18 protein-coding genes and 4 pseudogenes are annotated in these 22,783 nt (G+C 68.0%); 12 read left to right on the plus strand and 10 right to left on the minus strand.

What is annotated here, in order from left to right; translation table 11 throughout:
- Positions 1–15 precede the first annotated feature (15 nt).
- The 3 genes from AQJ91_RS36870 to AQJ91_RS36880 are packed head-to-tail and all read right to left on the minus strand — an operon-like array spanning position 16 to position 3,152.
- The gene (locus AQJ91_RS36870) at positions 16–888 is read right to left on the minus strand and encodes a carbohydrate ABC transporter permease (protein ID WP_067030602.1); all 873 of its coding nucleotides are present in this window, start codon (positions 886–888) and stop codon (positions 16–18) included.
- Positions 888–1,862 carry a carbohydrate ABC transporter permease gene (locus tag AQJ91_RS36875; protein WP_067030605.1) on the minus strand — a complete coding sequence of 325 codons (975 nt, stop codon included), beginning with the start codon at positions 1,860–1,862 and terminating at the stop codon, positions 888–890. Before AQJ91_RS36875 ends, AQJ91_RS36870 begins: the two co-directional genes overlap by 1 nt.
- A gap of 15 nt (positions 1,863–1,877) precedes the next feature.
- Positions 1,878–3,152: an ABC transporter substrate-binding protein gene (locus AQJ91_RS36880; protein WP_067030608.1), complete on the minus strand. Its 1,275-nt coding sequence runs from the start codon at positions 3,150–3,152 to the stop codon at positions 1,878–1,880.
- 269 nt (positions 3,153–3,421) lie between these two features.
- Between AQJ91_RS36880 and AQJ91_RS36885 the strand changes: the two genes are divergently transcribed.
- From AQJ91_RS36885 to AQJ91_RS36895, 4 genes and pseudogenes are all read left to right on the plus strand, one after another.
- The gene (locus tag AQJ91_RS36885; protein ID WP_234383262.1) at positions 3,422–4,654 is read left to right on the plus strand and encodes an ROK family transcriptional regulator; all 1,233 of its coding nucleotides are present in this window, start codon (positions 3,422–3,424) and stop codon (positions 4,652–4,654) included.
- 134 nt (positions 4,655–4,788) lie between these two features.
- Positions 4,789–6,759 (plus strand): glycoside hydrolase family 97 protein, encoded by a 1,971-nt coding sequence (locus AQJ91_RS36890; protein WP_079085504.1) that lies wholly within the window; start codon positions 4,789–4,791, stop codon positions 6,757–6,759.
- A gap of 55 nt (positions 6,760–6,814) precedes the next feature.
- Positions 6,815–7,030, plus strand: a pseudogene (locus AQJ91_RS56500) (transposase); the annotation flags it as partial.
- A gap of 272 nt (positions 7,031–7,302) precedes the next feature.
- Positions 7,303–7,821: a dihydrofolate reductase family protein gene (locus tag AQJ91_RS36895; protein WP_067030614.1), complete on the plus strand. Its 519-nt coding sequence runs from the start codon at positions 7,303–7,305 to the stop codon at positions 7,819–7,821.
- 89 nt (positions 7,822–7,910) lie between these two features.
- On the opposite strand, the gene AQJ91_RS58535 is transcribed toward AQJ91_RS36895, so the two are convergent.
- Complete coding sequence (locus AQJ91_RS58535; protein ID WP_067030617.1) at positions 7,911–8,126, minus strand: integrase core domain-containing protein; 216 nt, start codon at positions 8,124–8,126, stop codon at positions 7,911–7,913.
- Positions 8,127–8,202: 76 nt separating this feature from the next.
- Between AQJ91_RS58535 and AQJ91_RS36905 the strand changes: the two genes are divergently transcribed.
- From AQJ91_RS36905 to AQJ91_RS36915, 3 genes are all read left to right on the plus strand, one after another.
- A complete protein-coding gene (locus AQJ91_RS36905; protein ID WP_067030619.1) occupies positions 8,203–8,544 on the plus strand; it encodes a substrate-binding domain-containing protein in 342 nt (113 codons plus the stop codon).
- Between the two features lie 520 nt (positions 8,545–9,064).
- Positions 9,065–10,861 carry an RICIN domain-containing protein gene (locus tag AQJ91_RS54785; protein WP_199848120.1) on the plus strand — a complete coding sequence of 599 codons (1,797 nt, stop codon included), beginning with the start codon at positions 9,065–9,067 and terminating at the stop codon, positions 10,859–10,861.
- 321 nt (positions 10,862–11,182) lie between these two features.
- Positions 11,183–14,482, plus strand: coding sequence for an RICIN domain-containing protein (locus tag AQJ91_RS36915; RefSeq protein ID WP_067030625.1), 3,300 nt, complete (start codon positions 11,183–11,185; stop codon positions 14,480–14,482).
- Positions 14,483–14,706: 224 nt separating this feature from the next.
- On the opposite strand, the gene AQJ91_RS36920 is transcribed toward AQJ91_RS36915, so the two are convergent.
- The 4 genes and pseudogenes from AQJ91_RS36920 to AQJ91_RS56515 form a co-directional block, all read right to left on the minus strand.
- Positions 14,707–15,759, minus strand: a complete 1,053-nt coding sequence (locus tag AQJ91_RS36920; RefSeq protein ID WP_159054731.1) for a DUF885 domain-containing protein — start codon at positions 15,757–15,759, stop codon at positions 14,707–14,709.
- A gap of 72 nt (positions 15,760–15,831) precedes the next feature.
- Positions 15,832–16,026 carry a hypothetical protein gene (locus AQJ91_RS57555; protein ID WP_067030631.1) on the minus strand — a complete coding sequence of 65 codons (195 nt, stop codon included), beginning with the start codon at positions 16,024–16,026 and terminating at the stop codon, positions 15,832–15,834.
- Between the two features lie 32 nt (positions 16,027–16,058).
- A pseudogene (locus tag AQJ91_RS50805) lies at positions 16,059–16,188 on the minus strand (IS5/IS1182 family transposase); the annotation flags it as partial.
- 32 nt (positions 16,189–16,220) lie between these two features.
- Positions 16,221–16,445 carry an integrase core domain-containing protein gene (locus AQJ91_RS56515; protein ID WP_067030831.1) on the minus strand — a complete coding sequence of 75 codons (225 nt, stop codon included), beginning with the start codon at positions 16,443–16,445 and terminating at the stop codon, positions 16,221–16,223.
- On the opposite strand from AQJ91_RS56515, the gene AQJ91_RS54025 reads away from it, so the two are divergent.
- The 4 genes from AQJ91_RS54025 (at position 16,395) to AQJ91_RS50810 (ending at position 19,068) form a co-directional block, all read left to right on the plus strand.
- Entirely contained in the window at positions 16,395–16,949 is a 555-nt protein-coding gene (locus tag AQJ91_RS54025) for a helix-turn-helix domain-containing protein (protein ID WP_067030634.1), read from the plus strand. The two genes, AQJ91_RS56515 and AQJ91_RS54025, sit on opposite strands and share 51 nt — an antisense overlap.
- A gap of 200 nt (positions 16,950–17,149) precedes the next feature.
- The gene (locus tag AQJ91_RS36940; RefSeq protein WP_067030638.1) at positions 17,150–17,854 is read left to right on the plus strand and encodes a ParA family protein; all 705 of its coding nucleotides are present in this window, start codon (positions 17,150–17,152) and stop codon (positions 17,852–17,854) included.
- The gene (locus AQJ91_RS54030; RefSeq protein WP_159054734.1) at positions 17,851–18,630 is read left to right on the plus strand and encodes a hypothetical protein; all 780 of its coding nucleotides are present in this window, start codon (positions 17,851–17,853) and stop codon (positions 18,628–18,630) included. Before AQJ91_RS36940 ends, AQJ91_RS54030 begins: the two co-directional genes overlap by 4 nt.
- 126 nt (positions 18,631–18,756) lie before the next feature.
- Positions 18,757–19,068, plus strand: a complete 312-nt coding sequence (locus tag AQJ91_RS50810) for a hypothetical protein (RefSeq protein WP_079085506.1) — start codon at positions 18,757–18,759, stop codon at positions 19,066–19,068.
- Positions 19,069–19,283: 215 nt separating this feature from the next.
- Here the strand turns inward: AQJ91_RS50810 and AQJ91_RS50815 are convergent.
- A pseudogene (locus AQJ91_RS50815) lies at positions 19,284–20,452 on the minus strand (P-type ATPase); the annotation flags it as partial.
- Here AQJ91_RS50815 and AQJ91_RS36965 point away from each other — a divergent pair.
- A pseudogene (locus tag AQJ91_RS36965) lies at positions 20,433–20,825 on the plus strand (ArsR/SmtB family transcription factor). The pseudogenes AQJ91_RS50815 and AQJ91_RS36965 sit on opposite strands and share 20 nt — an antisense overlap.
- A gap of 896 nt (positions 20,826–21,721) precedes the next feature.
- Here the strand turns inward: AQJ91_RS36965 and AQJ91_RS36975 are convergent.
- Positions 21,722–22,681 (minus strand): bile acid:sodium symporter, encoded by a 960-nt coding sequence (locus tag AQJ91_RS36975; protein ID WP_199848123.1) that lies wholly within the window; start codon positions 22,679–22,681, stop codon positions 21,722–21,724.
- Positions 22,682–22,783 lie beyond the last annotated feature (102 nt).

The raw sequence follows: 22,783 nt of genomic DNA on the forward strand, positions 1-22,783 counted from the left end.
CGGGTGCCGTTGCGGTCAGCCCTTGATGCCGGTGTGCGCTACGCCTTCGACCAGGTATCGCTGCAGGAAGAGGAAGACGAGCACCAGCGGCAGGATCGACACGGTGGCCGCGAGGAACAGCTCGTGGATGTTGACGGTCTGTGCGGTGGTGAAGGTCGACAGGGCCACCTGCACGGTCCAGCTGGACTGGTCCTGGCCGATGACCAGCGGCCACAGGAAGGCGTTCCAGTTGGTGATGAAGGTGATCACCGCGATCGCCGAGAAGAAGCCACGGGAGTTGGGGACGACGATCCGCCAGTACGTGCCCCAGCTGCCGAGACCGTCGATCCGGGCGGCCTCCTCCAGTTCCTTGGGGAAGCCGAGGAAGTACTGCCGGAAGAGGAACGCGGTGAAGCCGCTGAACAGGCCGGGCACGATCAGGCCTTGCAGGGAGGAGACCCAGCCCAGTGACGACACGAGGACGAAGCTGGGCACGAAGGTGACCGCGCTGGGGATCATGAGGGTGGCCAGCACCGCGTAGAAGATCTTGTTGGCGTGCCGGTACGGGACGCGGGCGAGGGCGTAGCCGGCCAGGGAACAGACCAGCAGCTGCCCGGCGGTGCCGAGCACCCCGACGACGAGGGAGTTCCACATGCTGCGCGCCATGGGAACCGCGGGGTCGTTGAACAGCTCGGGGATGTTCTCCCAGTGCAGCTCGGTCGGGAAGAACTTCCAGTTCGTCCCGGTGATGTCGGCGTCGGTGGCCAGGCTGTTGCGGATCAGCAGGTAGAACGGGATCAGGAACAGCAGCGCCGTGACGACGGCGACGGTGTAGAGGGCGGCGCTGCCGGCCCGTTCCCTCGCTGTGCGTGGGCGGCCGCGGACATGGGTGGTGGAGGAGGTGGCCATCAGCCGTCCGCCTTTCCGAAGCCGAAGATCCTGCCCTGCAGCAGCGTCACCATCGTGATGAGCGCCGACAGCACCAGCGCCCCGGCGCTGCCGTGGCCGAAGTCCTGCCCCTGGCCGAGGGCCGTGTAGTAGAGGTAGACCAACGGCGGCCGCGCGTAAGGGGTGTTGGGCAGCAGGTTGTAGAACTCGTCGAACGCCTGGTAGGCCGCGATCAGCAGGAGGAGCACCACGGCGACCGAGGTCGTGCGCAGCTGCGGCAGGGTGATGTGCCGGAAGGTCTGCCAGCCGGGTCGGGCACCGTCCGTCCAGGCCGCTTCGTACAGTTCCTTGGGGATCTGCTGGAGGGCGGCCAGGAAGAGGATCATGTAGAAGCCCAGCTGGAGCCAGAGCCGTACGGTGACCAGCACCAGCCAGTACCAGGGCGGGGAGACGGTGCCGATCCAGGCGACGGGCTCGATCCCGAACCAGCCCAGGACGGTGTTGGCGAGTCCGAAGCGCACCCCGTTGAAGATCGACAGCTTCCACACCATCGAGGCCACGACGTAGGAGCACGCGGTGGGTATGAAGAACACCGAACGGAAGAAGGCACGGGCGACGCGGATGCGGTGGACGAGCAGCGCGAGCGCCAGAGCCAGGACGAAGGTGAGAGGGACGACGATCAGCGCGAAGAGCGTGAAGGTCCACAGGCTGTCGGTGAACGGCCCGTCGGTGAGGATGTCCGCGTAGTTGTCCAGGCCGACGAACTTCGTCGGGGTGACCGTGTTCTGGGCCTGGAAGAGGCTCAGGTAGAAGCTCCAGCAGACCGGCACGTAGACGAACAGCAGGAGACCGGCCAGGAAGGGACCCGCGAAGAGCCAGAAGGTGCGGGTGCTGCCTCGCACCCCGTGCCCGTCACGTCTCGCCTTCGCCGTCGCCGGGGGGCCGGGGGACGCGGTGGCGCGCGGACGGGCGCCACCGGTGGTGATGGTTGTCATGCCTGTCAGGGCCCCTCAGGTGATCTTCTTGAGTTCGGCCTCGACCCGGGTGCGGGCCTTGGCCACCTCGGACTCGGGGTTCTTTCCGCTGACCACGGCGTTGTTCACCATGTCCTGGGAAATCGTGATCATGCCCTGGGTCCAGTACGGGTCGTCGTAGTGCCCCTTGGTCTCGAAGAGCTTCACCGCCTCGGCGGCGGTGCCGCTCTGCAGCTTGGTGGCCTTCGCCGCCAGGCTCTTGCGCGGGGGGATGTGGAAGCCGTAGGAGGTGCACCAGTCCTCCTGGAACTTCGTCTGCTCGATCCACAGCCACTTCACGAACGCCTTGGCCGCGTCGACGTCCTTGGCCTTGGCGCTCACGTAGGTGGACCAGCCGCCGTTGTAGACCACCTGGCGGCCGGTGCTGCCGATGCCGGGCAGGGGGATGATGCCGAAGTCGTCACCCAGCGCCTTCTGGATGCCGGGCATCGCCCACAGGCCACACCACTGCATCGCCGTCAGGCCCTGGATGAACGCCGACGGGTCCCACCAGTCGGTGGGGGCTCCGAGCAGCAGCGTCTTGCTGGTGTAGAGCTCGCGCATCTTCTTCAGGCCCTCGACGGTCGCCGGGGTGTCGAAGGCGACCTTGTGGTCGGTGGTCAGCAGTTCACTGCCGGTGGCCCAGATCAGGGGACTGGCCAGGATGTCGCTGCCGCCCTTCAGGCCGAGGTACAGGCCCTTGACCCCGCCCTTGTCCAGCTTGCGGGATGCCTCTATCAGCTCGTCGAAAGTGGTCGGGGGCTGGACGCCCGCCTTCTCCAGCAGGCTCTTGCGGTAGTACAGGAACTGCGGGTCGTCGATCATGCGGATGCCGTAGACCTTGCCGTCAACCGAGTTGGCGGCCAGGTCCTTCTCCGTGAAGTCGGACTTCACGTCCGCGATGATGTCGTCCAGCGGCACGATCTGGCCGGACTTGGCCATCTGGACGTCGGGGTGGAACTCGAAGACGTCGGGGCCGTTGCTGGAGACCAGGCCGCTGGAGAGCTTGGAGGCGTAGTCACCGGGGATCCACTGCACCGACACGTCGGCCTTGGTGTACGCCTTCGCGTACCGCAGCGCCGCCTGCTGGGTGCCCGCCTCGCCGTACTGGTGGTACCACTGGCTGATCGCCGCCTTACCGCCGGTGGAGCCGCCGCCGCGACCGGTGTTCCCGCCGCACGCGGCGAGGAATCCCGCCGCCGCCACGGTGCCGGAGGCGCGCAGGAAGGATCTGCGGCCGAACGATCTGCTGGGGTTCTGCTCAGGGGACATGGGCACCTCTGCTGTGAAGAACGGGTGTGGGACCGGGCCTTGGGGACGAGGCCGCGACGGCGGGTGATGACGCTGTGGACGGCCGCGGAGTGCGGCCGGTATGAGCGCGACGCGAAGCCCGCGGGGTGGGGGCGCGCAATCGGAGGGGGGAATTCCTGCCGCTGCCGGGGTTGCAGCGAGCGGAGCGAGACGCAGGTTATGCGCGCTACACCCCTTCGTCAACAAGCCAGAAAAAGTCTGTGCACGGCAGTTCCAACGGCGCGCCCCCCGTGGCTACGATCAGACGCCCCAGCCCCATCGAGCACAGGACGACGCCGTTGAAGCGGACGTACCAGGACATACGCCGGACCAACCGTTTCGCGGTGATGCGGCATCTCATCGCCTCGGCGCCCGTCGTCAGGCGCGACATCGCCGCGGCCACGGGCCTGTCGGTGGCCACCGCCTCCGACATCGTCAGCGAGTTGCACGAGCTGGGGCTTCTGGCCGAGATCGGACAGCAGGCTTCGGGGGGCGGACGCCCGCGGAACCTTCTCGCGCCCGCCCGCGAGGGCCCCCGGCTCATCGGCGTCGACATCGCCGAGACCTACGTCCACGTCGAGGTCTTCGATCCCGCTCTGCAGGTCCTGGCCAGAGCCGAGTACGAACTGCACCCGCACGCCAACCCGCCGGACTACGTCGTGGACCGAATCGTCCGCGGAGTCGACGACGCGATCGCACAGGCCCGGGTGGAGCGCGGCAGGATTCTCGGGATCGGCGTCAGCATTCCCGGCCAGGTACGGCCGGACGGCACGGCCTCCGTCTTCGCCCCGAACTGGAACTGGAACGACGTGCCACTGCTGGCCCTGCTCACCGACAGGGTCCCTGATATGCCGATCCTCCTCGACAACCCGCTGCGGGCGAGCACCGTCGCCGAACTGTGGTTCGGTGCCGCCCGCGGCCACGACGACGTCGCCGTCCTCACCCTGGGAACCGGCGTCGGCGCGGGCCTGGCCGTCCACGGGGCGCTCTACCGCGGAGCCACGAACACGGCCGGCGAATGGGGCCACACCAACCTCGTCATCGACGGCCGCAAGTGCCGCCGCGGATGCGTCGGATGCGTGGAGACCTACGTGGGCGCACCCGGCATCATGCAGCACCTCGCGGAGACCGACCCGGACAGCCCGCTCCTGCACCCCGACGACCAGACGGCGACCATCAACGCCCTGGCCACCGCCCACGCGGCCGGCGACCCCGCCGCACAACAGGTGATCGCCAGGACCGGTCAGTACCTCGGCATCGCCATCGCCGACCTGATCAACCTGTGCAACCCGCAGATCATCGTGCTCACCGGCTGGGTCGCCGACAGGCTGGGAAGCGCCGTCCTGCCGTACGTGCGCGCCACCGCCGCCCGTTACGCACTCGCCGAACCCTGGGAAGGCACCGAGCTCAGCCTCTGCCCCATCGACCGCAACCCGGTCAGCCTCGGCGCGGCGACTCTCGTCCTCGAAGGATTCCTGTCCTGACCCTCCTGCTGTGAGCGGCTCCAGCTCGGGGACGGAACTCCAGGGCATACCCAGCCACGCCTGCGATCAGGAACGTTTGACCTTTTTTGTCTGTGTTCACATCGACATGCATGCAACGGAGAGGTGTACGAGTCATGACGGATTCAGCGAGCCACGCCATACCCGAACAGTCGTCGACCGGCGCTCCGGGACGGCTCTCGCGGCGTGGACTCCTCAAGGGCGCCGCCGTCACGATGGGAGCCACGACGCTGGCTGCCGGCGCCGCCGGGACGGCCGCGGCAGCCGACGCCTCGGTCACCGCGACGGCCCCCGACGGCAGCAACACCATCACGATGTCGCTGACTTCGGGCGCGCTCAGCTGGTCGGCGAAGCGAAGAGGCGTGACGGTGGCCGGCACTTCGGCTCTCGGTCTCAAGCTGAGCGACGGGACGGTGCTCGGCACCGCCGGCACGGTGATCACCAACTACCAGCACTGGACCATCGACAACACCTGGACTCCGGTGTACGGCCGCACCGCGACCGTTCGCGACCATTACCAGGAGATGCGATGGAACCTCCAGGACACCGCCTCGCTGATCAACTTCAGCGTCCAGATCCGCGCCTACCCGACTGGCGTCGCCTTCCGGTACGTGCTGCTCGGCAAGGGCACCGCCACCATCGCCGACGAGCTGACCACGTTCGTCTTCCCCGACAGCACCCTCGTCTACAGCGCGCGTGACGAGGACCCCTACAACCCGGTCGCGCCCGGATCGATCCCCTCCACGGGCACCTCGACCACGGACACCGGCCCACTGACCGACCTGCCGTTGACCGCCACCTACACCGGCGGCAGCCTGATCGCCTGCATCTGCGAATCCTCCCGTCTCAACTTCCCGCGGCTGATGCTCAGCTCCGTGTCCGGGCAGCCGGGCACCCTCGCCGCCCACCTGATGGAACGCACCGGTCGCGGTTCGGACAGGGTCCAGACGACCTCGACGGTCACCACGCCGTTCGCCACGCCCTGGCGGGCGGTGGTGACCGGCTCCACCCACGCCGAACTGGTCGACAACGCCGAACTGGTGCTCAACCTGGCCCCCGCGAGCGCGTTGGCCGACACCTCGTGGATCAAGCCCGGCAAGGCCTTCCGTGTACAGCTGACCACCGCCGCCGGGATGGCGGGCGTCGACTTCGCCGTGGCTCGCGGCCTGCAGTTCATCGAGTACGACGGTGGCTGGTACGGCGATGTCAGAGGCACCGACGCGACAAAGCCGATAGCGGACATCGACCTGCCCTCGGTGATCTCCTACGCCACGAGCAAGGGCATCGGCGTCATCCTCTACGTCGACCGCGTAGCGGCCACCAACCCCGACAGCCTGTTCAGCGTCTACAAGAGCTGGGGCGTCAAAGGCGTCAAGCTCGGATTCGTCAACGACGGCACCCAGGCGATGACGAACCAGATCACGAACTGGGTCAGGACGGCGGCCAAGTACAACCTGCTGATGGACATGCACGACAACGTGCGGCCGTTCGGTTACGAACGGACGTACCCGAACTGGGTCACCATGGAGGGCGTGCGCGGCAACGAGCGCTTCCCGACCGCGAGCCACAACGTGACCCTGCCGTTCGCCCGCAACATCGGCGGGCCGATGGACTACACCATCTGCTACGGCCAGTCGCGGAACCGGACCACCAACGTCCACCAGATGGCCATGGCGGCGGTCTTCTACCAGCCGCTGAACTTCCTGTACTGGTACGACTCGCCGTCCAGGTTCGCCAACACGTCCAACTGGCCGGGGCTGCCATGGTTCGACGCCATCCCCACCACCTGGGACGAGAGCCGCGCCCTCGCCGGATCGATCGGCCAGTACGCCGCCGTCGCCCGCCGCCACGGCGACACCTGGTACGTCGGGGCGATGACCAACGAGACGTCCCGGACCCTGTCGCTCCCGCTGACGTTCCTGGGCGGCGGAACATACACGGCGACCGTCTACGCCGACGGCACCCCGGGCACCAGCGCCTACCAGACGCCGGTCGTGGTCAGCACCCGGACGGTCACCTCGGCCACCACGCTGAACGTGGCGATGGCTCCCGCGGGCGGCCAGGCGATCATCCTCAAGCCGAGCTGACGCGACGGACGCAGTCCGTAGGACACGCCAAGCCTTCCGCGGCCTCGCTCGGGGAGTGCTGTCGTGCTGGAGTGTTTTTCGTGAGCGACCGCCGGCCTACAAGAGCGACTTGTCCGACGAGCGGTGGGCCCTGATCGAGCCCGTCATCGCCTCCTGGAAAACTCAGCATCCCTCCGTCAGCGGCCACCAGGGCGCCTACGAGATGTGGGAGATCGTCAACGCCCTGCTCTACCAGTCCCGTACCGGCTGCCAGTGGGACTGCCTCCCCCACGACCTGCTGCGCCGGCAGGTCCGCGAGAGCCGGGGGCACAAGGCCGGCCCGAGCCTGGTGGTGCTCTACCCAGAGCCTGCACGCGGCCGTCAGGGTACCGGCCGACACCATCGGAAGGGACGCGGTAAAAAAGTCCTGGGCCGCAAGCGCGGCCTGGCAGTTGATGTTCTCGATCTGGTGATCGCGGGAATGGTGCCGGCCGCATCCGCACACGACGACGCCGCCGGCATCGCCTTGCTGGACAAGGTCGCCGCTGACACCGACACGGTGTCATCGTCGGGCCGGACGGCGACTTCGACTGGACGGCGCCCGACGAGGAGGTCTTTCGCTTCTGGAACGACAAGATTCGAGAGGTCGGCGTCCACCTGTGGGGACGACGGCTGTACGAGACGATGCTGTACTGGGAGACCGCCGACCAGGATCCATCGCTCGACGACTCACAGCTCGAGTGGGCCGCGATCTGGAAGCCGCTCCCGAAGGTGGTGTTCTCCACCACGCTGTCGGCGGTGCAGGGCAATGCCCGCCTGGCCTCCGGCGGCCTGGCGGAGGAGATCGAGCGGCTGCGAGCCGAACCGGGGGAGGGCGACATCGCGATCGGCGGCGCGACTCTCGCCGCCGAGGCGGCCGGGTCGGGCCTGATCGACGAGTACCGGGCCATGGTCTACCCGGTGCTGGTTGGCGGTGGCATTCCGTTCTCTCCCCAGCGCGAGCGCCGGTTGGATCTCGAACTCGTCGAGACCCGCACCTTCAGCTCTAGCGTCGTCTACCTCCGCCACCGCGTGGCGCGCTAGACCTGTCCGGGCGATCACGCGTCGCGTCACTGTGGCTGCGGCGGAGGGACGTGATGAGTGTCAATCCCCTGGTTGCGTAGAGACGTTGGTTATGCGGCCCGGCCTTCCTGATCGGTCCGGGCTCGCGCTTCCTGGATGATCCGTTCGAATTCGACGGGTGGTTTCCCGCCGGCCGCGCTGTGACGGCGTTTCGTGTTGTTGAAGTCCGCGATCCATGTGGCGGTCTTCAGCCTCGCCTCGGCGCGGGTGACGAAGGTATGCCGGTGGACGTACTCGACCTTGAGGACCGAGTTGTCGGCACGCAAGCGACGCGAGGTCTATCTGCGCGCGATCGCCGAGCGCGGTCTGGAGAACTACGCCGTCATCGACGGCGACTGATCGGTGCGGTCCGGATACGACGCGGCCCAGGGGCTGTCGGCGGATTCCGGCGTCACCGCGGTTCTCGCCGCCAACGACGACGTCGCCATGGGCGTCATCCGCGGGTTCCAGGACCGCGGGTGGCGGGTCCCGCAGGACATGAGCGTCTTCGGCTGGGACAACCAGGAGTTCACCGCGTACTTCAACCCCTCCATCTCCACCGTGGACCTCGACCGCGAGGCCATGGGCCAGCAGGCCATGAAGGCCCTGCTCACCCGCATCCGCCAGGAGGCGGAGCCGGAACTCCACCTGGACCTCGACTCACGCCTCGTACTGCGCGAGTCGACCGGCCCGGCGAGGCCCTAGGGCATCCCGGAAGCTCGCCGCTGCCGCACTCTCCCCGATGCAGCTTCAACGAGGGGCGACATCCAAAAAGGTGAACGATCACATGCAGACACCTTGACCCTCTTGGTGATCGATCACTACGTTGCCTGTGCAGTTGCCGGGCATCACATCTGTCCCGGTACAGAACCACCGTCACCGTGGTCGCACTGCTGCTACGAGGGAGGGTCGGCTACAGCGATGATGTCACTGCGGTGCGACCTCGTTCATTGCGCTGCGCGGCGAAAACTCCGGGTGGTGGTCGTCGGCGTCACGTCAGCGCCATTAGCGCCCTTCTGTGGCGCCTCCCCCACTCTCAACTTCGCTTGAGCCGGAGCCCATCGAGGACTTCCGCACGGCACACGCTTGACGTGGTCGAGTTACGCCACCGAGGGCGGCGGGCGCCTCCGAAGATCAACTCAACTCTCTGTTGACGCCACGGCCAGGATTCTCCTCTCCTCGCCAGGCACCGGTCGACATCACCGTGAGATCAAGGGAGATCAACGTGGATACCGTCATAGGCAGAAGAGGCTCAAGGCCCCGAACGTGGGCCGGCCTGCTCGTCGCCGGAGTCCTGCTCTTCTCAGCCTTCCTCATGCCTCCCACCGCCTCGGCCGCCGAACCCCCGAGTACAACGCTGATCAATGAGACGTTTGACGCTCAGACCGATCCTGCGAACTTCGGTTTCCCCACCGGAGCCAGCATCGGCAACGGCGTCCTGAACGTCACGGAGAACATGAGCAACTACACAACGTCTGTGAGCGAGTTCCCGCCGCAAATCCCGCGCGAGAGGACGCTCGATCTGCGCTTCGACTGGAAGACGGCGATCGCCAGCGACGGTATGAAGACCGGCACGGAACTGCGTGACGACAACGGACGCCTCATCTTCGCGATTGCCGCGACCGGCTCCGAACTTCGCTATGCCGTGACGGGACCCGACTCGGACTCCACCTCCGCCCCTGATTCACTCAACCCCGACTGGATCAAGACCGGTTTCGACCGGAGCAAGTGGTACACGGTCGATCTGCACATGGACTTCGTCCTCGGCACGGTCCAGTATTCGATCACCAGCAAGGAACCCGCCCCGCGAGTGATGGCGTCCGGTACCGGGAGCGTCACGGGGAGAGGCCTCGCGCGGCTCGCCGCTTGCAACTACTACGGAACCGGCACGCAGTCGATCGACAACTTCCGGCTGGACCGGCCCGATTACGCTGCCAACGGTTCCCTCGCGGGCTCGTCCGTCTACGCCTTCGGCGACAGCATCGTCTACGGACACAAGTACCCGCGCGGCTTCATGAACTTCCTCGCCGAACGTGAAGACATGACGCTGTCGAAGTACGCGGTCAACGGCGCGAGGGTGGGGCCGGTATCCGGTGACCCCAGTGGGAAGATCCTCACTCAGGTGAAGCAAGCCGGCTCGGCGTCGCCCGATTTCGTGGTCTTCGACGGTGGTACGAACGACGAGATCGCGCTCCTCGACGACCCGGGCTACGCGATGGGCGCCATCAGCAGCTCCAAGGATCCCGCGGATTTCGACACCAGCACCTTCGCCGGATCGCTCGAGACCACCATCCAGGCCATGCAGGAGAAGTGGCCTGACGCCCAACTCGTTTACGTGGCCGTCCACAAGCTGGGATCGCGAGACTGGGACACCCAGCTCGCCGTGCGTGACATCACCCTGCAGGCCGCCGACAAGTGGGGCGTCGCGGTCGCCGATCTCTTCGCGGACGCGACCTTGGACACCCGCGACGATGCTCAGCGGGCGGCGTACACGTTCGACAACCTCGTGAACGGCTACCCGGGCAGCGACGGCAGTGGCACACACCCGAACATCGCCGGCGTCACCGAGTTCTACGTGCCGGTGCTCACTGCCCGGCTGGTTGAGCTCGCCGGCGGGGCACCGGTGCAGGCACGGCACTCGGGCAAGTGCGCCGACGTGGTCAGTTCCTCGACCGCCGACGGAGCCGCCGTGCAGCAGTGGAGCTGCTGGGGCGGCGACAACCAGCAGTGGCAGGTGCAGAGCGTCGGGTTCGGCTACTACCAGATCGTCGCCCGCCACTCCGCGAAGTGCCTGGACGTGAGCAGCGCCTCGACGGACGATGGGGCCGCGATCATCCAGTGGACCTGCCACCGCCACAACAACCAGCAGTGGGAGCTGCGCGATGCCGGCAGCGGCTACGTCGAGATCGTCGCCCGCCACTCCGGGAAGTGCCTGACCGTGGAGAACGCCTCGACCGCCGACAGGGCCAGGCTCATCCAGCGGACCTGCTCGGGCGGCCAGAACCAGCAGTGGAGCCTCTGAGCGGTCTCAGAGCCTGTGCCCTGCGGTGATGTGACGCGCCGTTCGGATGCCGGCGCGGCGGCACCCGGGCCCGGCGGTGGCACAACGAGTACGCGCCCGCGAGTTGACCATCGAGACCACCACCTCCTCCTGTCGAGCCGGATCGCAGCGCGTTCGGCCCGACAGGAGCGAGCGCCGGTCATCGCCGGCCGGTACGGCCGGCCACTTCGCGAGCGGGCCGTCTTCAGCCCGCCGCGCTGAACGAAGGGGATGACGTCCAACCGGGCCCGAATCGGCCTCAACTCATCGACAGGCAACCGAGCACAGCGAAAGGAACGCACGATGAGCATCACGCTCAGGCACAGGCGGAGGCGGAGAACCGCGGGCCTCGCGGCCCTGGCGCTCATGGCCACATCTCTCGTCGGGACCGGCCTCGCCCTCGCGGCGCCCGCCGCCGCGGCCGATTTTCCGGCGATCGACGACACCCTTCAGCCGTCGACGCCCACCGTGACGCCGGTCTCCGAGGCCGACACCGCGAAGACCGCCTCGGATCGCATCACCCTGAACGTCGACGGGGAGCCGTTCTTCTACAACGGCACGCAGCTGAGGATCGACAAGCTGCGCGACGCGTGGGGGCTCTCCGAGCAGGAGATCGCAGCGCTGTTCCACAAGATCAAGGACGACGGCTTCACCGTCGTGAACGTACCCCTGTGGTGGGCGGAGGTGCAGCCCGACAGGGTGTTCTCACCGGTCGAATCGACCTACATCCGGGGCGGGCAGTACAGCCGCACCAACTTCGCCGACAGTCCCTCCAGCAAGATCGGATACCAGCGGGGCGTCGAGGAGGAGAAGCAGCTGACCTACCTGAAGTTCGACTTCTCCGGCTACACCGAGGCGGAGATCAACGCCGCGAAGGTCCGCGTCAACCTCAACGCGGACGCGATCGGCGACCTCCCGTTCACGGCCAAGCTGTACGGCATCACCGATGACAGCTGGGATGCCGCGACCATGACCTGGGACGAGGGCGCCCCCAACCACAACGGCCACGCCATCACCGGGACGGAGGGCGAAGACTACGTCCTGGTGGACAGCAGCCCCTCCTGGGACCAGATGGGGGACAAGCAGGCCTACGACTTCGACGTCTCGGACTTCATCGCGAACAGCCCGGACAAAACCGTCAGCTTCATCCTCCAGGCCACGCCGACGACCGACACCGATCTGGCCGTCGGCGGCACCATCGACGGCGCGCTGGGAGCCGAGCCCCCGCAGCTGTTCCTCTCCAACCAGCAGCGCTACGACTTCTCTTACCTCGACAAGGTGATCGGCTGGGCCGAGGCCGCGGAGATCAAGCTGGAGTTTCTCTGGTACGGATCCGACAGCACCGGCGCGACCCTCGACAACCGGGTCCCGACCTATGTCTTCCGCAACCACAAGAACCAGTACATCAACGCGGACGGCGTACGTCAGCCGGTGCTCAAGAAGATCGACGACCCGAAGTACGGCGTCTACTGGTACCACATGGACAAGAACGACCTGAGGACCAGGAGCCAGGAGTACACGGCCCTTAAGGCGACCATGGACCATGTCGCGGAGTACAACGCGGCCAACGGCGACAAGAAGACGCTGATCGGTGTTCAGGTGTCGAACGAGCCGAGCGTCCAGAATTTCCACGGATCGAAGCGCACCCACTGGCACAACCCTGAGACCTGGGGTGCTCTGGACCGATTCGCCTCGGTCGGGGACTTCGTCGACCGCACGATGTGGGAGTTCACCGTCAATCTCTCCAACGCCGTCAAGGAATCGGACTACCCGGTGTGGACGCGCGTGAACAACTGCAACTGCACGGACGCGTTCGGCGTCGAGTACAACGAGCTGATGCGCCAGAACCACGGCACGAGCCTCGATTTCATCGGGCTCGACCCGTACTCGAGGGACGAGGGCAGGCTGTACCGCTTCGGTCACGAAGGCCTGTACTCCACCGGCAGCAACCTGCCGATGATCAATGAGAACGGTGGCGACTACCAGAACTCGGCCAATCTCCTCCTCGCCTCGCTGGCCGGCGGCGCGTTCTACAACGTCTACGACTACTACGGTCCCGACGGCCACAACCTCTACGTGCCCAAGGACGCGGCGAACGGCGACTACACCCCGGTCCCGCGCGGCTCCTACATGCAGGAGGTCAGGGACACCAACCACATGCTCCTGAAGGCCGCGGGCGACCTGGCGTCCAAGCAGGCCGAGGCCGCCGGCGGGACGAAGCTGCAGTTCCTCAACCCGCTCTCGGACCTGGGGGCGTCCGCGAAGACCACGGTGCGCGCGATCGGGGTCGACTACCACACCCCGGCGGACGGCGTCGGCGTCGTGGTGGAGCGGGCCGATGACGAGATCGCCCTGCTCAGCTCGGACGACGCGACCTACTCGCTGCACGGCATCGGGCGGTACGGCATCGCGTCCGTCGAGTCGGGACGCTACGACGGGTCGACGTGGGTGAAGAGCGGCGACGTCAAGTGGTCGTGGGCCGACCGCACCATCACCTTCGACGTCCCCGCGTACGGCGCGGTGCGGGTCGTGACCAACGCGGCGATTCCGGCGGCCGGACCGGACGTCCCGTTCACCGATTCGAGCTTCTCGGCCACCCAGGAGGCCGAGAGCCTGTCCCCGGCCTCGAACGTCGGTCTGCAGCAGTGGGACGACGGTGCGAGCAACGGCGCCTGGATCAAGGTGCTCGGCACCGGCACGGGCGACTACGTCGAGTTCACGGTCCCCCGGCCGTCGCAGGAACTCGACTCGTATGAGCTCGCCGTCGGGTACCGCACCTCGACGGGCCGCGGCATCGCCCAGGCGTCGGTGGGCGGCACCGACGTCGGCAAGCCGCTCGACATGTACGCCGATGGCTCGCAGTGGCGGGAGGCGGTCGTCGGCGACCTCGCCTTCGGCGGCGCGTCCAGCGTCACGCTGCGGTTCACCGTGACCGGCAAGAACGCCGCGTCCAGCGGGTACCAGTTCGGCTTCGACTACTTCACGCTGAGAGACGCCGTCGACAAGTCGGACCTGTACGCGCTGACGTACGACTTCGCCGGCGAGAAGCAGTCGGACCACTCGGCCGGCTGGCAGGAGTTCTCGACGGCCCTGACAGCGGCCGAGACGGTGCTGGGCGACGGCTCGGCGACGCAGGCCGCGGTCGACAGCGCCTATGCCGACCTGCGTGCGGGTGTCAACGGTCTCGACCGAGTCCTGACCACGGATCTCCCCGTGCGCCACTCCAGCAAGTGCATGGATGTCACGGGCGCGTCGACCGCGGATGGTGCCGAGGTCATCCAGTGGACCTGCAACGGCCACGCCAACCAGCGGTGGCGACTGCAGGGCACCGGTGACGGCTACTACCGCCTCGTCGCGCAGCACTCGGCCAAGTGCCTGGACGTCACCTCGGCGTCGACGGCCAACGGCGCGGGGATCATCCAGTACGCCTGCAACGGCGGGGCCAACCAGCAGTGGCGGGTGAGCGGCACCGGCGGCTACGTCCAGTTCGTCGCGCGTCACTCCGGCAAGTGCCTCGACGTGACCGACGCCTCCATGGCCGACGGCGCCCGGATTCAGCAGTGGGACTGCAACAGCGGCCACCACCAGCAGTGGGATCTGTAGATCACGGTTGATCCCCCGGGGTCGCCTCCTCCTGTCGGGCCGGTCGCAGCACGATCGGCCCGACAGGAGCGAACCACGCGTGGCTCAGCACCACGGTCAGGGGCCGGATTCCGGCGTATTCAGCTCGGTTGTGATCTGACTTGTTGTTTTCGGTGCGACCGGGCATCTGAAGTGGAGGCCTGAACAAATTCTGGCTTCGTTTGGGGGCCGGCCGACTACCGCCATCAATCCAGCGGGATGACAGGCCTGACGAGGGTGCCGCGGGTGTGCGGGCGCTGCGCGACGAAGTCGTCCTGTTCGGGGTCGCGATAGGAGTTCGCTTGAATCAACCACTTGGCGAACCAGGGTTCGCCGCCGCATTCGGCACCGCCGCAGTCGGCGCCGCGGACCTCGCGGCGGTCGGCGGTCAGCTCCCACTTGTAGGAGTTCTGGGCCATGTGCAGTCCTGATAGCGTCGGCGATGCTGTGGCGACGCGGACGCCGTCGGGCATGACAAGGGTGTTGTCGTCTTCGAGCCATCGGGTCGGCATGCGGTCGCCCCAGGGGAACAGGCTTCGTGCGCCGAATGCGTAGGCGTGTTCCCATTCATCGGGAGTAGGCAGGCGTCGGCCGGTCCGTGCCAGCTCATCGGTGATCGTGTCGTAGGTCGTGTGGGCCGCGAGCCACGCCGCCGTGGGTCTTCCGTCTGGGTCGAAGCGGACTCGGCCGTGGGTGCCCGTGTCGGTTTCGGGCAGGATGAGATCGTCGACGAGTTCCTGGTATCCCGGCTTCCACCGCTGGATGAGCGCGGTGATGATCGGGTGGTCGAGGGGAACTTCACTCATGCCAGTCTCGTCAGCGTGCGTTGCAGCGAGGAACGCCTTCAAATGCGCGGTATGGGGGCGCGAGGTGATCGCGGCGATGTGCTCGCGGATCTCCTCGACAGTGCTGTCGGTCTGGTGGACGCGGGCCTCAGCCCGGTCATCCGGCTCAAGGTCGGCGTACTCGGGGAACAGGTCCAACGCTCGGTAGCTACCGAGATAGGACAGGACCTCTTCGTCGGTCGGCGTCCAGGATTCGGGGTCGAAGCCGAGCTGGGGGTGTCCGCCGGGGACGAAGGCGAATGGTCTCCCGTTGACCTCGACGATCGCGTTGTAGGCGGTTCGTCCGGCGAATTCGTGGAGGTGGACGGACGTGACGACACCGCCTACCTGTCGAGCGGTTGCCTCGGCGGTGGCTGCAGCCGCCCTTTGGTCGAAGTGGAGCCACTCGTCGAGGGTGATATCGGCAGTCGACATGCCGCGGAGTATGCCGGAACCGGCCGACAGCCGAGACGTCGAGTCTTTGATCATTCGGATCCCTGGTCGGGCTCATGCAGTTTCGGCCTGGTCAAGTGCCCTCCCTGTCGCCGTGGCACCGCGTGCGGAAGCCGCGACGCGCACAGCTTCGCAGGCGTCGATCGCGGACCGTTTCGGCCGGAATCCGTAGCTCGCCTCGGTGAAGTCGGCTTCGAACACCGGCTCAAGCACCAGCTTCGCGGCCGTCATCACCACCCGGTCCGCCACGGTGGGAATCGAAAGCGGCCTAAGACATCATCTCAATTTGTGAGTCTGCGGTAGCAGATGAGGGTGCAGGCAATGTCTGGTGAAGGCGAGGAAATGGCTGGCTTTGCGCTCGTAGCGTCGGTGCAGACGCCGGCAGCCGGCGAGCCAGGCCATGGTGCGTTCTTGTCAATCCCCTGGTTGCGTAGAGACGTTGGTTATGCGGTCCGGCCTTCCTGATCGGTCCGCGCTCGCGTTTCCTGGATGATCCGTTCGAACTCGACGGGTGGTTTCCCGCCGGCCGCGCTGTGACGGCGTTTCGTGTTGTAGAAGTCCGCGATCCATGTGGCGGTCTTCAGCCTCGCCTCGGCGCGGGTGGCGAAGGTGCGCCGGTGGATGTACTCGACCTTGAAGACCGAGTGGAACGACTCCGCGGCGAGCAGTACGAGTCCGGTGCCACGGTCGACGAACTCGTCGCCGACAGTGGGCTGTCGTACGGCACGGTCCTCAACCGGCTGCACGACGCCGGGACCGAGATGCGCACGTCGTGGCAGACCCGTCGGATGCGCCAGAACCCGCAGGCGCGCCAGCGTCTCGCCGTCCATCTGCGCTCCCTGTACGAGGAGCACGGTGCCACCCTCACCGAACTCGCTGCGTCCGCAGGAGAAACGAGGCGTGCTGCCCGGCGGCTGCTGATCGAGGCCGGCGGCGCCGTGCGCACCACGCAGCAGACGATGCGGATGCGCGCCGCAGCGCGGGCCGCCGAGCGGCAGAAGCTCGCGCTGTCCCTGCGGATGCGCTACGACGCCGGCGCCACGGTCCCGGACCTCGCCAAGGAGTGCAACTACTCGGTCGCCACCGTCTACCGACTCCTGCACCAAGCGGGCACCCACATGCGGCCCCAGCACAACCACGGCCCGACCCGCGACCCAAGGAGGCGGCCATGAGGACTCCCGTCCTCGCAGGCATCCCCCGACGTGCCGCTCGGCTCAACGACCCGCCCATCCGCCATCCCTGCCTCGGTTGCGCGGCTAGGGCACCCCCGCTCGCCCGCAGGCAATCAGGCCAGCCCACGAGCAAGCGTCGACGCCGTCGACGACCCCGCCAAGTCAACGCACTCTTTCCAGTTTCAGGAGATCAAGCACACGTGAACGAGAACACCCGTATCAAGACCCTCGCGGCGGCCACAGCCCACGCCTGGGACGCCTTCGTCATCGTCGTCGGCATGCTCAAGGGCGGCACCGGCAAGACCACCTCGGCCTGGTTCATCGCCCTCTACTACGCCGTCGTCCTGGAGCTGCCGACGCTGCTGCTGGACGCCGACGCCACCAGCCAGTCCGCCTACGACTGGTTCAAGGTCGCCCAGGCCGCCGGCTTCGAAATCCCCGAGAACCTGGTGGTCGAGCGGTACCCGTTCGACGACATCGCCGAGTACATCCGCGCCGAGTTCGGCGCGATCGTGGTCGACGCCGGGGGCGGCAGCTCCCGCATCTTCCACGAGGCTGTTACCGAGGCGAACCTGCTGCTCGTGCCGGTCGCCCCCACCAAGATCGAGCGCCGCAAGCTCGTGGCCACCTTCGACGAGGCCGAGCGCGCCGCTGCCCGCAACGAGCGCGACGTCACCGCCCACGTGGTCCTCGTGAAGGCCGACGACCGCACCAGCCTGCCCCGCAACGCGAAGGACAAGCTGCTTCAGCCCGCCGAGGGTGAGGGCATCGGCCCGGACCGTGACGAGCCGTTCCCGCTTGCCGAGACGACCATCCACTCCTGGGTGCACTACATGGAGGCCTTCGGCGAGATCCCCACCGAACTGAGCGAGTACGCCGAACTGATGAAGGAGCTCACGGCATGAGCGAGCGCATGAAACCCCCAGCCCGCCGCACCGGCCGCACCCTCGGCGGCGGGGCCAAGAAGGCGACCCCGCCGCCCCCTCCCCCGGCCGCCGAGCTCACCCCCGAGCAGTACGCCGCCGAACAAGCCACAACCCAGGACCCAGGCGATCCCACCGATTCGCCGGATGGTCAGTCCGCTCCTTTCACCGTCCACGTCGAGGCGTCGGCGCTAGGCCGGATCGAAGCAGCGCCCGAAGCGGCGCCAACGTCCAGCCAGACGGGGGCGGAATCCGCTTCGGAGCCAATGGAGCGGCAGGTGACGTCTGTGGCCCCCGCTCCCGAGCCCGCCGCACCTGCGCTCCAGCCCACGCAGCCGACAGGACCTGCTGCGCAGCATGGCCTGTCTCACGGCACGTCCGCGGCTGCTGGTGCGGCTCCGGCCGCCGAGGTGGCCATTCGCCCGGCCGTTCCCCCGGTGGCAGGCGGTACGGCGTTCCCGGTGAGGACCGATGGTGTGGGGGCTCACCAGGAACAGGACACTCGATCGCAGGAGGCGCCCAGCGAGGGGACGCCGTATGCGCACGGTCCCGGCCGTCCCAAGGACGTTCCCGAGGTCTCCGTCGTTCTCAACCAGCGGATCATCGCGCGCGAAAGCCTCGACTCGTCGGTTCCCGCGGCGCTGAAGCTGAAGAAGCGGATCAAGCGCTTCGCGCTGGACAACGAACTGGACCACCTGCCCATCGGCGACATCGTCTCGGTCGCGCTGGACGAGTGGCTCAGCGCCCGCGGCTTCTGACGCGGCGTTCATCTCTCAGGGTGTCCGCGAACGCTTCTCCCGTTCGCGGACACCCGTCCCCCCGACTATTCCACTAGTCCACTAGGCGGCTAGCTAGTCGACTAGTGGGCCGGACTGGAGTACCCCATGCCCGATCTCTCGCGCCACGCCCGTCAGCTGCGCGAACTCGCTGACGCTCTCGAAGCGCAATCCGACCTGACTGACGACCCGTTGACGCCTCATCCGGACACACTGGAGGTCATCAATGGCCGCCATACCAGTCGCGGGCAGATCAACTACGCCGTTCCCGACGCTCTCCAACTCCAACGGCGCATCCGTCGCTACCACGCGGACCACGGTGTCCAACACGGCGACATCGTCGCGATAGCGCTCGACGCATTCCTTCGCGCCAAGGGCTACCCACCCGACGTCAAACCAACCGAGCCAGAAGCCCCGTGAGCGGAACGGACGAACGCAGAGGCCGGACTGCGGTTATTGTGAGCCGCAGCAGCGGCCACGACACAGATGATCACGCTGCGGGCCAGCCTGACCACTGCGGCCGAGCCGGTCCTGCGGGTGCGACGGCTCGCCCCTGCACGGGCGCGGCGCCAGGCGTCGTCGGCCAGCAGGCGCAGGCCGTTGAGGCCGACGATGACGGTGGAGCCCTCGTGCCCCGCGACGCCCAGCGGCAGCGTGCCAACCAGGTCCCAGATGACCGGCCCGCTGATGAACACCGCGGCGATGAGCGAGTTCCGAAGGATCAGGCGGCGCGCCTGGCGCGAGAGGTGCTCGACGGTGGGGATGGTGGCCAGTTCGTCGCGTACGACGACGGCGTCGGCGGTCTCCAGGGGAGGTCGGATCCGGCGCGGCCCATGGCGATGCCGGTGTGGGCGGCAGCCAGGGCGGGGGCGTCGTTGACGCCGTCGCCCACCACCAGCACCTTCCGCCCGGCCTGCTCCCGTCGGCGATGCCCAGAACACCCACCGGAGTGCCGTCGAGGGCGACCAGCCCGGCGGTCCGCCCGTCCTCCTCCAGGCCGACGGCCACCGGGATGGCCGGCTGGCCGGTGTGGCCGTCCAGGACGCGGGTGGGACTGCCGACCGCGAGGGTACAGCCTTCCACCGTCGCGCTCACGCCGGAGCCCGGGGTGGAGGCGAAGCCGTCCACTGTCTCGGAGGCTTCCTCGACCATGGCCACGATCCGGGCGATCACCGAGTCGGACGGGTCACGTTCGACCTTCACCCGCAGCGCGCCGATGCCGTTCAGGGTGCTGGCGAACACTTCGTCGCCCTCCTGCTTGGCCACGGGCAGTGGTTCGCCGGTGATGGTGGCCTGGTCGACCTCGCTGGCCCCGTCCAGCACCCGGCCGTCGGCGCCGATCCGCTCACCGGGTCGCACCAGAACGACTTCACCCACGGCCAGTTGGCCGGTCGGCACGGTCTCCTCTGCCGTCGTCGGTGAGCCGGGTGGCGGGGGCGAGGTCGAGCGGGCCGCGCACGGAGTCGGCGGTGCGAGCGGTGGCGATCGCCTCCAGTGCGCCGGAGGTGGCGAAGATGACAATCAGCAGCGCGCCGTCCAGGACCTGCCCGATCGCCGCCGCCCCGAGTGGGGCGACCACCATCAGCAGGTCCACGTCCAGAGTTTTCTCCCGCAGTGCCTGGAGCCCGGCCCAGCCCGGCTCCCAGCCGCCGGTGGCGTAGACGGCCGCGAAGAGCGGGCCCCACGTCCAGACCGGCGCCCCGGCCAGGTACAGCGGCAGCACGATGAGGAACAGCGCCAGCGCCGCGGCCGCCCAGCGGGCTTCGGGCAGGGCGAGGATCCGGGTGCGGCGGCGGGACGCCACCGCTTCGCGCGCGGCGGCGGGCGGCGCCGGACGGGTGAGAGTGAAGACATCGACACGGGACCCTTCACGGTGGACGGCAGAACGGAGTCGGGCCCCATCACACGCCCGCCGGCACGAAGGCCCACTGCCCGCGACCGAGTGGCCGCAGAGGTCGGCATGGAACAGTCCGCTTGCTCCCACCAGCTGCGCCTGCTGTCGCAATCTCGGTCTGGTCGTCGGTACCCGCAACGGCCGCTCGGTGGTGTACTCCCTCTACGACAACCACGTCGCCGAACTCATCGACCAGGCCATCTACCACGTCGAGCACCTCCGCCTCGGCCTGAGCGACGCGGCGGAACCAGAGCTCGAAGCCACTACCGCGCCGAGCGCCTGAGCACCGCCTCTGGGCAGCGCCTCGGCGACCAGGGGTGCTGCCTGTCTTTCGGCTCCAGGGGGCGTCATGAGGTGCAAGCGGGCAAGCGCCGGCTACGTCGACTCCTCGCGCTGCTCCCCCTCCTCCTCGCGGTCCCTGCGTCTGCGCGGCCACAGCTGGCCAGCCAGCAGGACGGTCGCGATCAGGCCGGCGGCGATGGCGAGGATCCACTGTGCCGAGGTGAGCAGGTCGAGGAGGCCGTTCTCCTCTCCGGGGTCCTGCGGGACGTAAGGCTCATCAGCACGCAGAACTGCATGGACGGTGTCGGAGACGGGGCCGCTTCGGGCAGCCCAGAGCGGTGCTTGGTGAACGGCGGGCGGCAGCCGCAGGTGGCTGTCCAGCGCGGGAGACGGAATCTCGGTGTCGGTGAATTCCAGCCGGAGCGGCAGGAGGGACTGTACGGCGGCGAGAGCGAAGGCTCTTCTGCCGCTCGCCCCGCCCCGCAGTACGGGGTAGGCGCACCCCGTGAGGACCGTGACCGCCAGCGCCAGGGCAGGCCATGACAGGACGCGTCCGTCGTCGCATGGTGCAGCCCCGCGGCCAGGGCGACACCGGCCGTGGCGACACCGATCGCGCGGCCGGTGGTGCCGCTTGCGGTGCGAGCGAGTGCCTGATGAGCCGACATGTCCGGACCATCATGACGCATCCTCAGCGGCCTGCGGCGCGAATGCGGCATTCCGGCCCTGCAGCAATGGGAACACCCCGCCGGCCTGTGTCAGCAGAGGTGGACGGGTCAGGAGGTGGATGCGGACGGGAACACGTCGGCTGGCTTTGCTCATGAGAGTTTCGACAGCGCAGGGCCTTGCTGGCGAGCTTGATGCCCCGGCGCCGGCTCGGGAGATTCACCCCCGGTCGAGTCAGGCAATGGTGGCAGGGCGCCTTTCGGGGACCAGCCGGGGAACCAGGCGGACGTAGGTGACCATGCCGATCACCTCGACCAGGGTCTGGGTGACCACGACGACGGCGGCGACGGCCAGGGCATCAGGCAGCGCCAGGGCGAGCGGCAAGACGACGAGGGAGTTGCGGGTGGCGCCGGAGAAGACGATCGCGCGGCCGGCCGGGGCGTCCAGGCGGAAGAGACGGGCCACGGCCTTGCCGGCGATCGCCATGGCGACCAGGAAGACGACGTAGAACGGGACGACCGCCACAACGTCGCCGAGGCTGTCGTCGAGCCGGGGGATCTGGGAGGCGACCACGACGAGCAGGGTGGCGGCCATCAGCGACACCATCGTGGTGGTCGCCGCGTCGGAGACCTTCTGTCCGGCCGGGCGGCGCGCGGCCCACGCCTGCAGGGCCCATGCCAGGGCCAGCGGGAAGACGATGAGGACCAGGAACGCCTCAAGGAAGGGCCCGGCCTCGACGATGTCGGCCAGCTCCGAGCCCATGAACAGGTACAGGAACACCGGCAGCAGCGCCATCTGCGTGACGAGCAGCAGCGGGGTGGCGGCCAGCAGACGACGGCTGGAGCCGTCGGCCAGGCCGGAGAAGACGATCACGTAGTCCACGCACGGGCACAGCAGCACCAGCAGGACCCCGAGCCGTACGGCCTGGTCGGCGGGCAGGAACGCGAACATCGCGGCGACCACGAGCGGTACCACCACGAAGTTCACCGCCAGCGCGGCGGACAGGAACCGGCCGTCGCGCAGCGAGCGGACCAGCTCGGCCGCCGGGACCTGGAGGAAGGTGACGAACAGCAGCGCACCGAGCACCGGATTGATCGCGTGCTCCAGGCCCGGGCCGGCCGCCGGGGCGGCCCAGCCCAGCAGGGCTCCCGCGGCCATCGCCGCCAGGTAGATCGCGACCTGGTGGTGTTCCATCCGCTCGACCAGGCCCTGCGGCCCCTGCTGCGACACCCGAACTGCTCCTTCGTACCCACCGAGGGCCGCCCGGCGGCGGCCCCACCCCCATCCTCACAGACC

Origin of the sequence: Streptomyces dysideae, from assembly GCF_001514305.1 — a bacterium.
In the GTDB taxonomy this organism is placed as follows: domain Bacteria; phylum Actinomycetota; class Actinomycetes; order Streptomycetales; family Streptomycetaceae; genus Streptomyces; species Streptomyces dysideae.

What these genes read in the sequence shown, in the direction of transcription:
- AQJ91_RS36975 (WP_199848123.1), bottom strand. Translation starts at nt 22,681, where the DNA reads ATGGAACACCACCAGGTCGCGATCTACCTGGCGGCGATGGCCGCGGGA.
- AQJ91_RS54030 (WP_159054734.1), top strand. Translation starts at nt 17,851, where the DNA reads ATGAGCGAGCGCATGAAACCCCCAGCCCGCCGCACCGGCCGCACCCTC.
- AQJ91_RS50810 (WP_079085506.1), top strand. Translation starts at nt 18,757, where the DNA reads ATGCCCGATCTCTCGCGCCACGCCCGTCAGCTGCGCGAACTCGCTGAC.
- AQJ91_RS36870 (WP_067030602.1), bottom strand. Translation starts at nt 888, where the DNA reads ATGGCCACCTCCTCCACCACCCATGTCCGCGGCCGCCCACGCACAGCG.
- AQJ91_RS36875 (WP_067030605.1), bottom strand. Translation starts at nt 1,862, where the DNA reads ATGACAACCATCACCACCGGTGGCGCCCGTCCGCGCGCCACCGCGTCC.
- AQJ91_RS36915 (WP_067030625.1), top strand. Translation starts at nt 11,183, where the DNA reads ATGAGCATCACGCTCAGGCACAGGCGGAGGCGGAGAACCGCGGGCCTC.
- AQJ91_RS36920 (WP_159054731.1), bottom strand. Translation starts at nt 15,759, where the DNA reads ATGTCGACTGCCGATATCACCCTCGACGAGTGGCTCCACTTCGACCAA.
- AQJ91_RS36890 (WP_079085504.1), top strand. Translation starts at nt 4,789, where the DNA reads ATGACGGATTCAGCGAGCCACGCCATACCCGAACAGTCGTCGACCGGC.
- AQJ91_RS36880 (WP_067030608.1), bottom strand. Translation starts at nt 3,152, where the DNA reads ATGTCCCCTGAGCAGAACCCCAGCAGATCGTTCGGCCGCAGATCCTTC.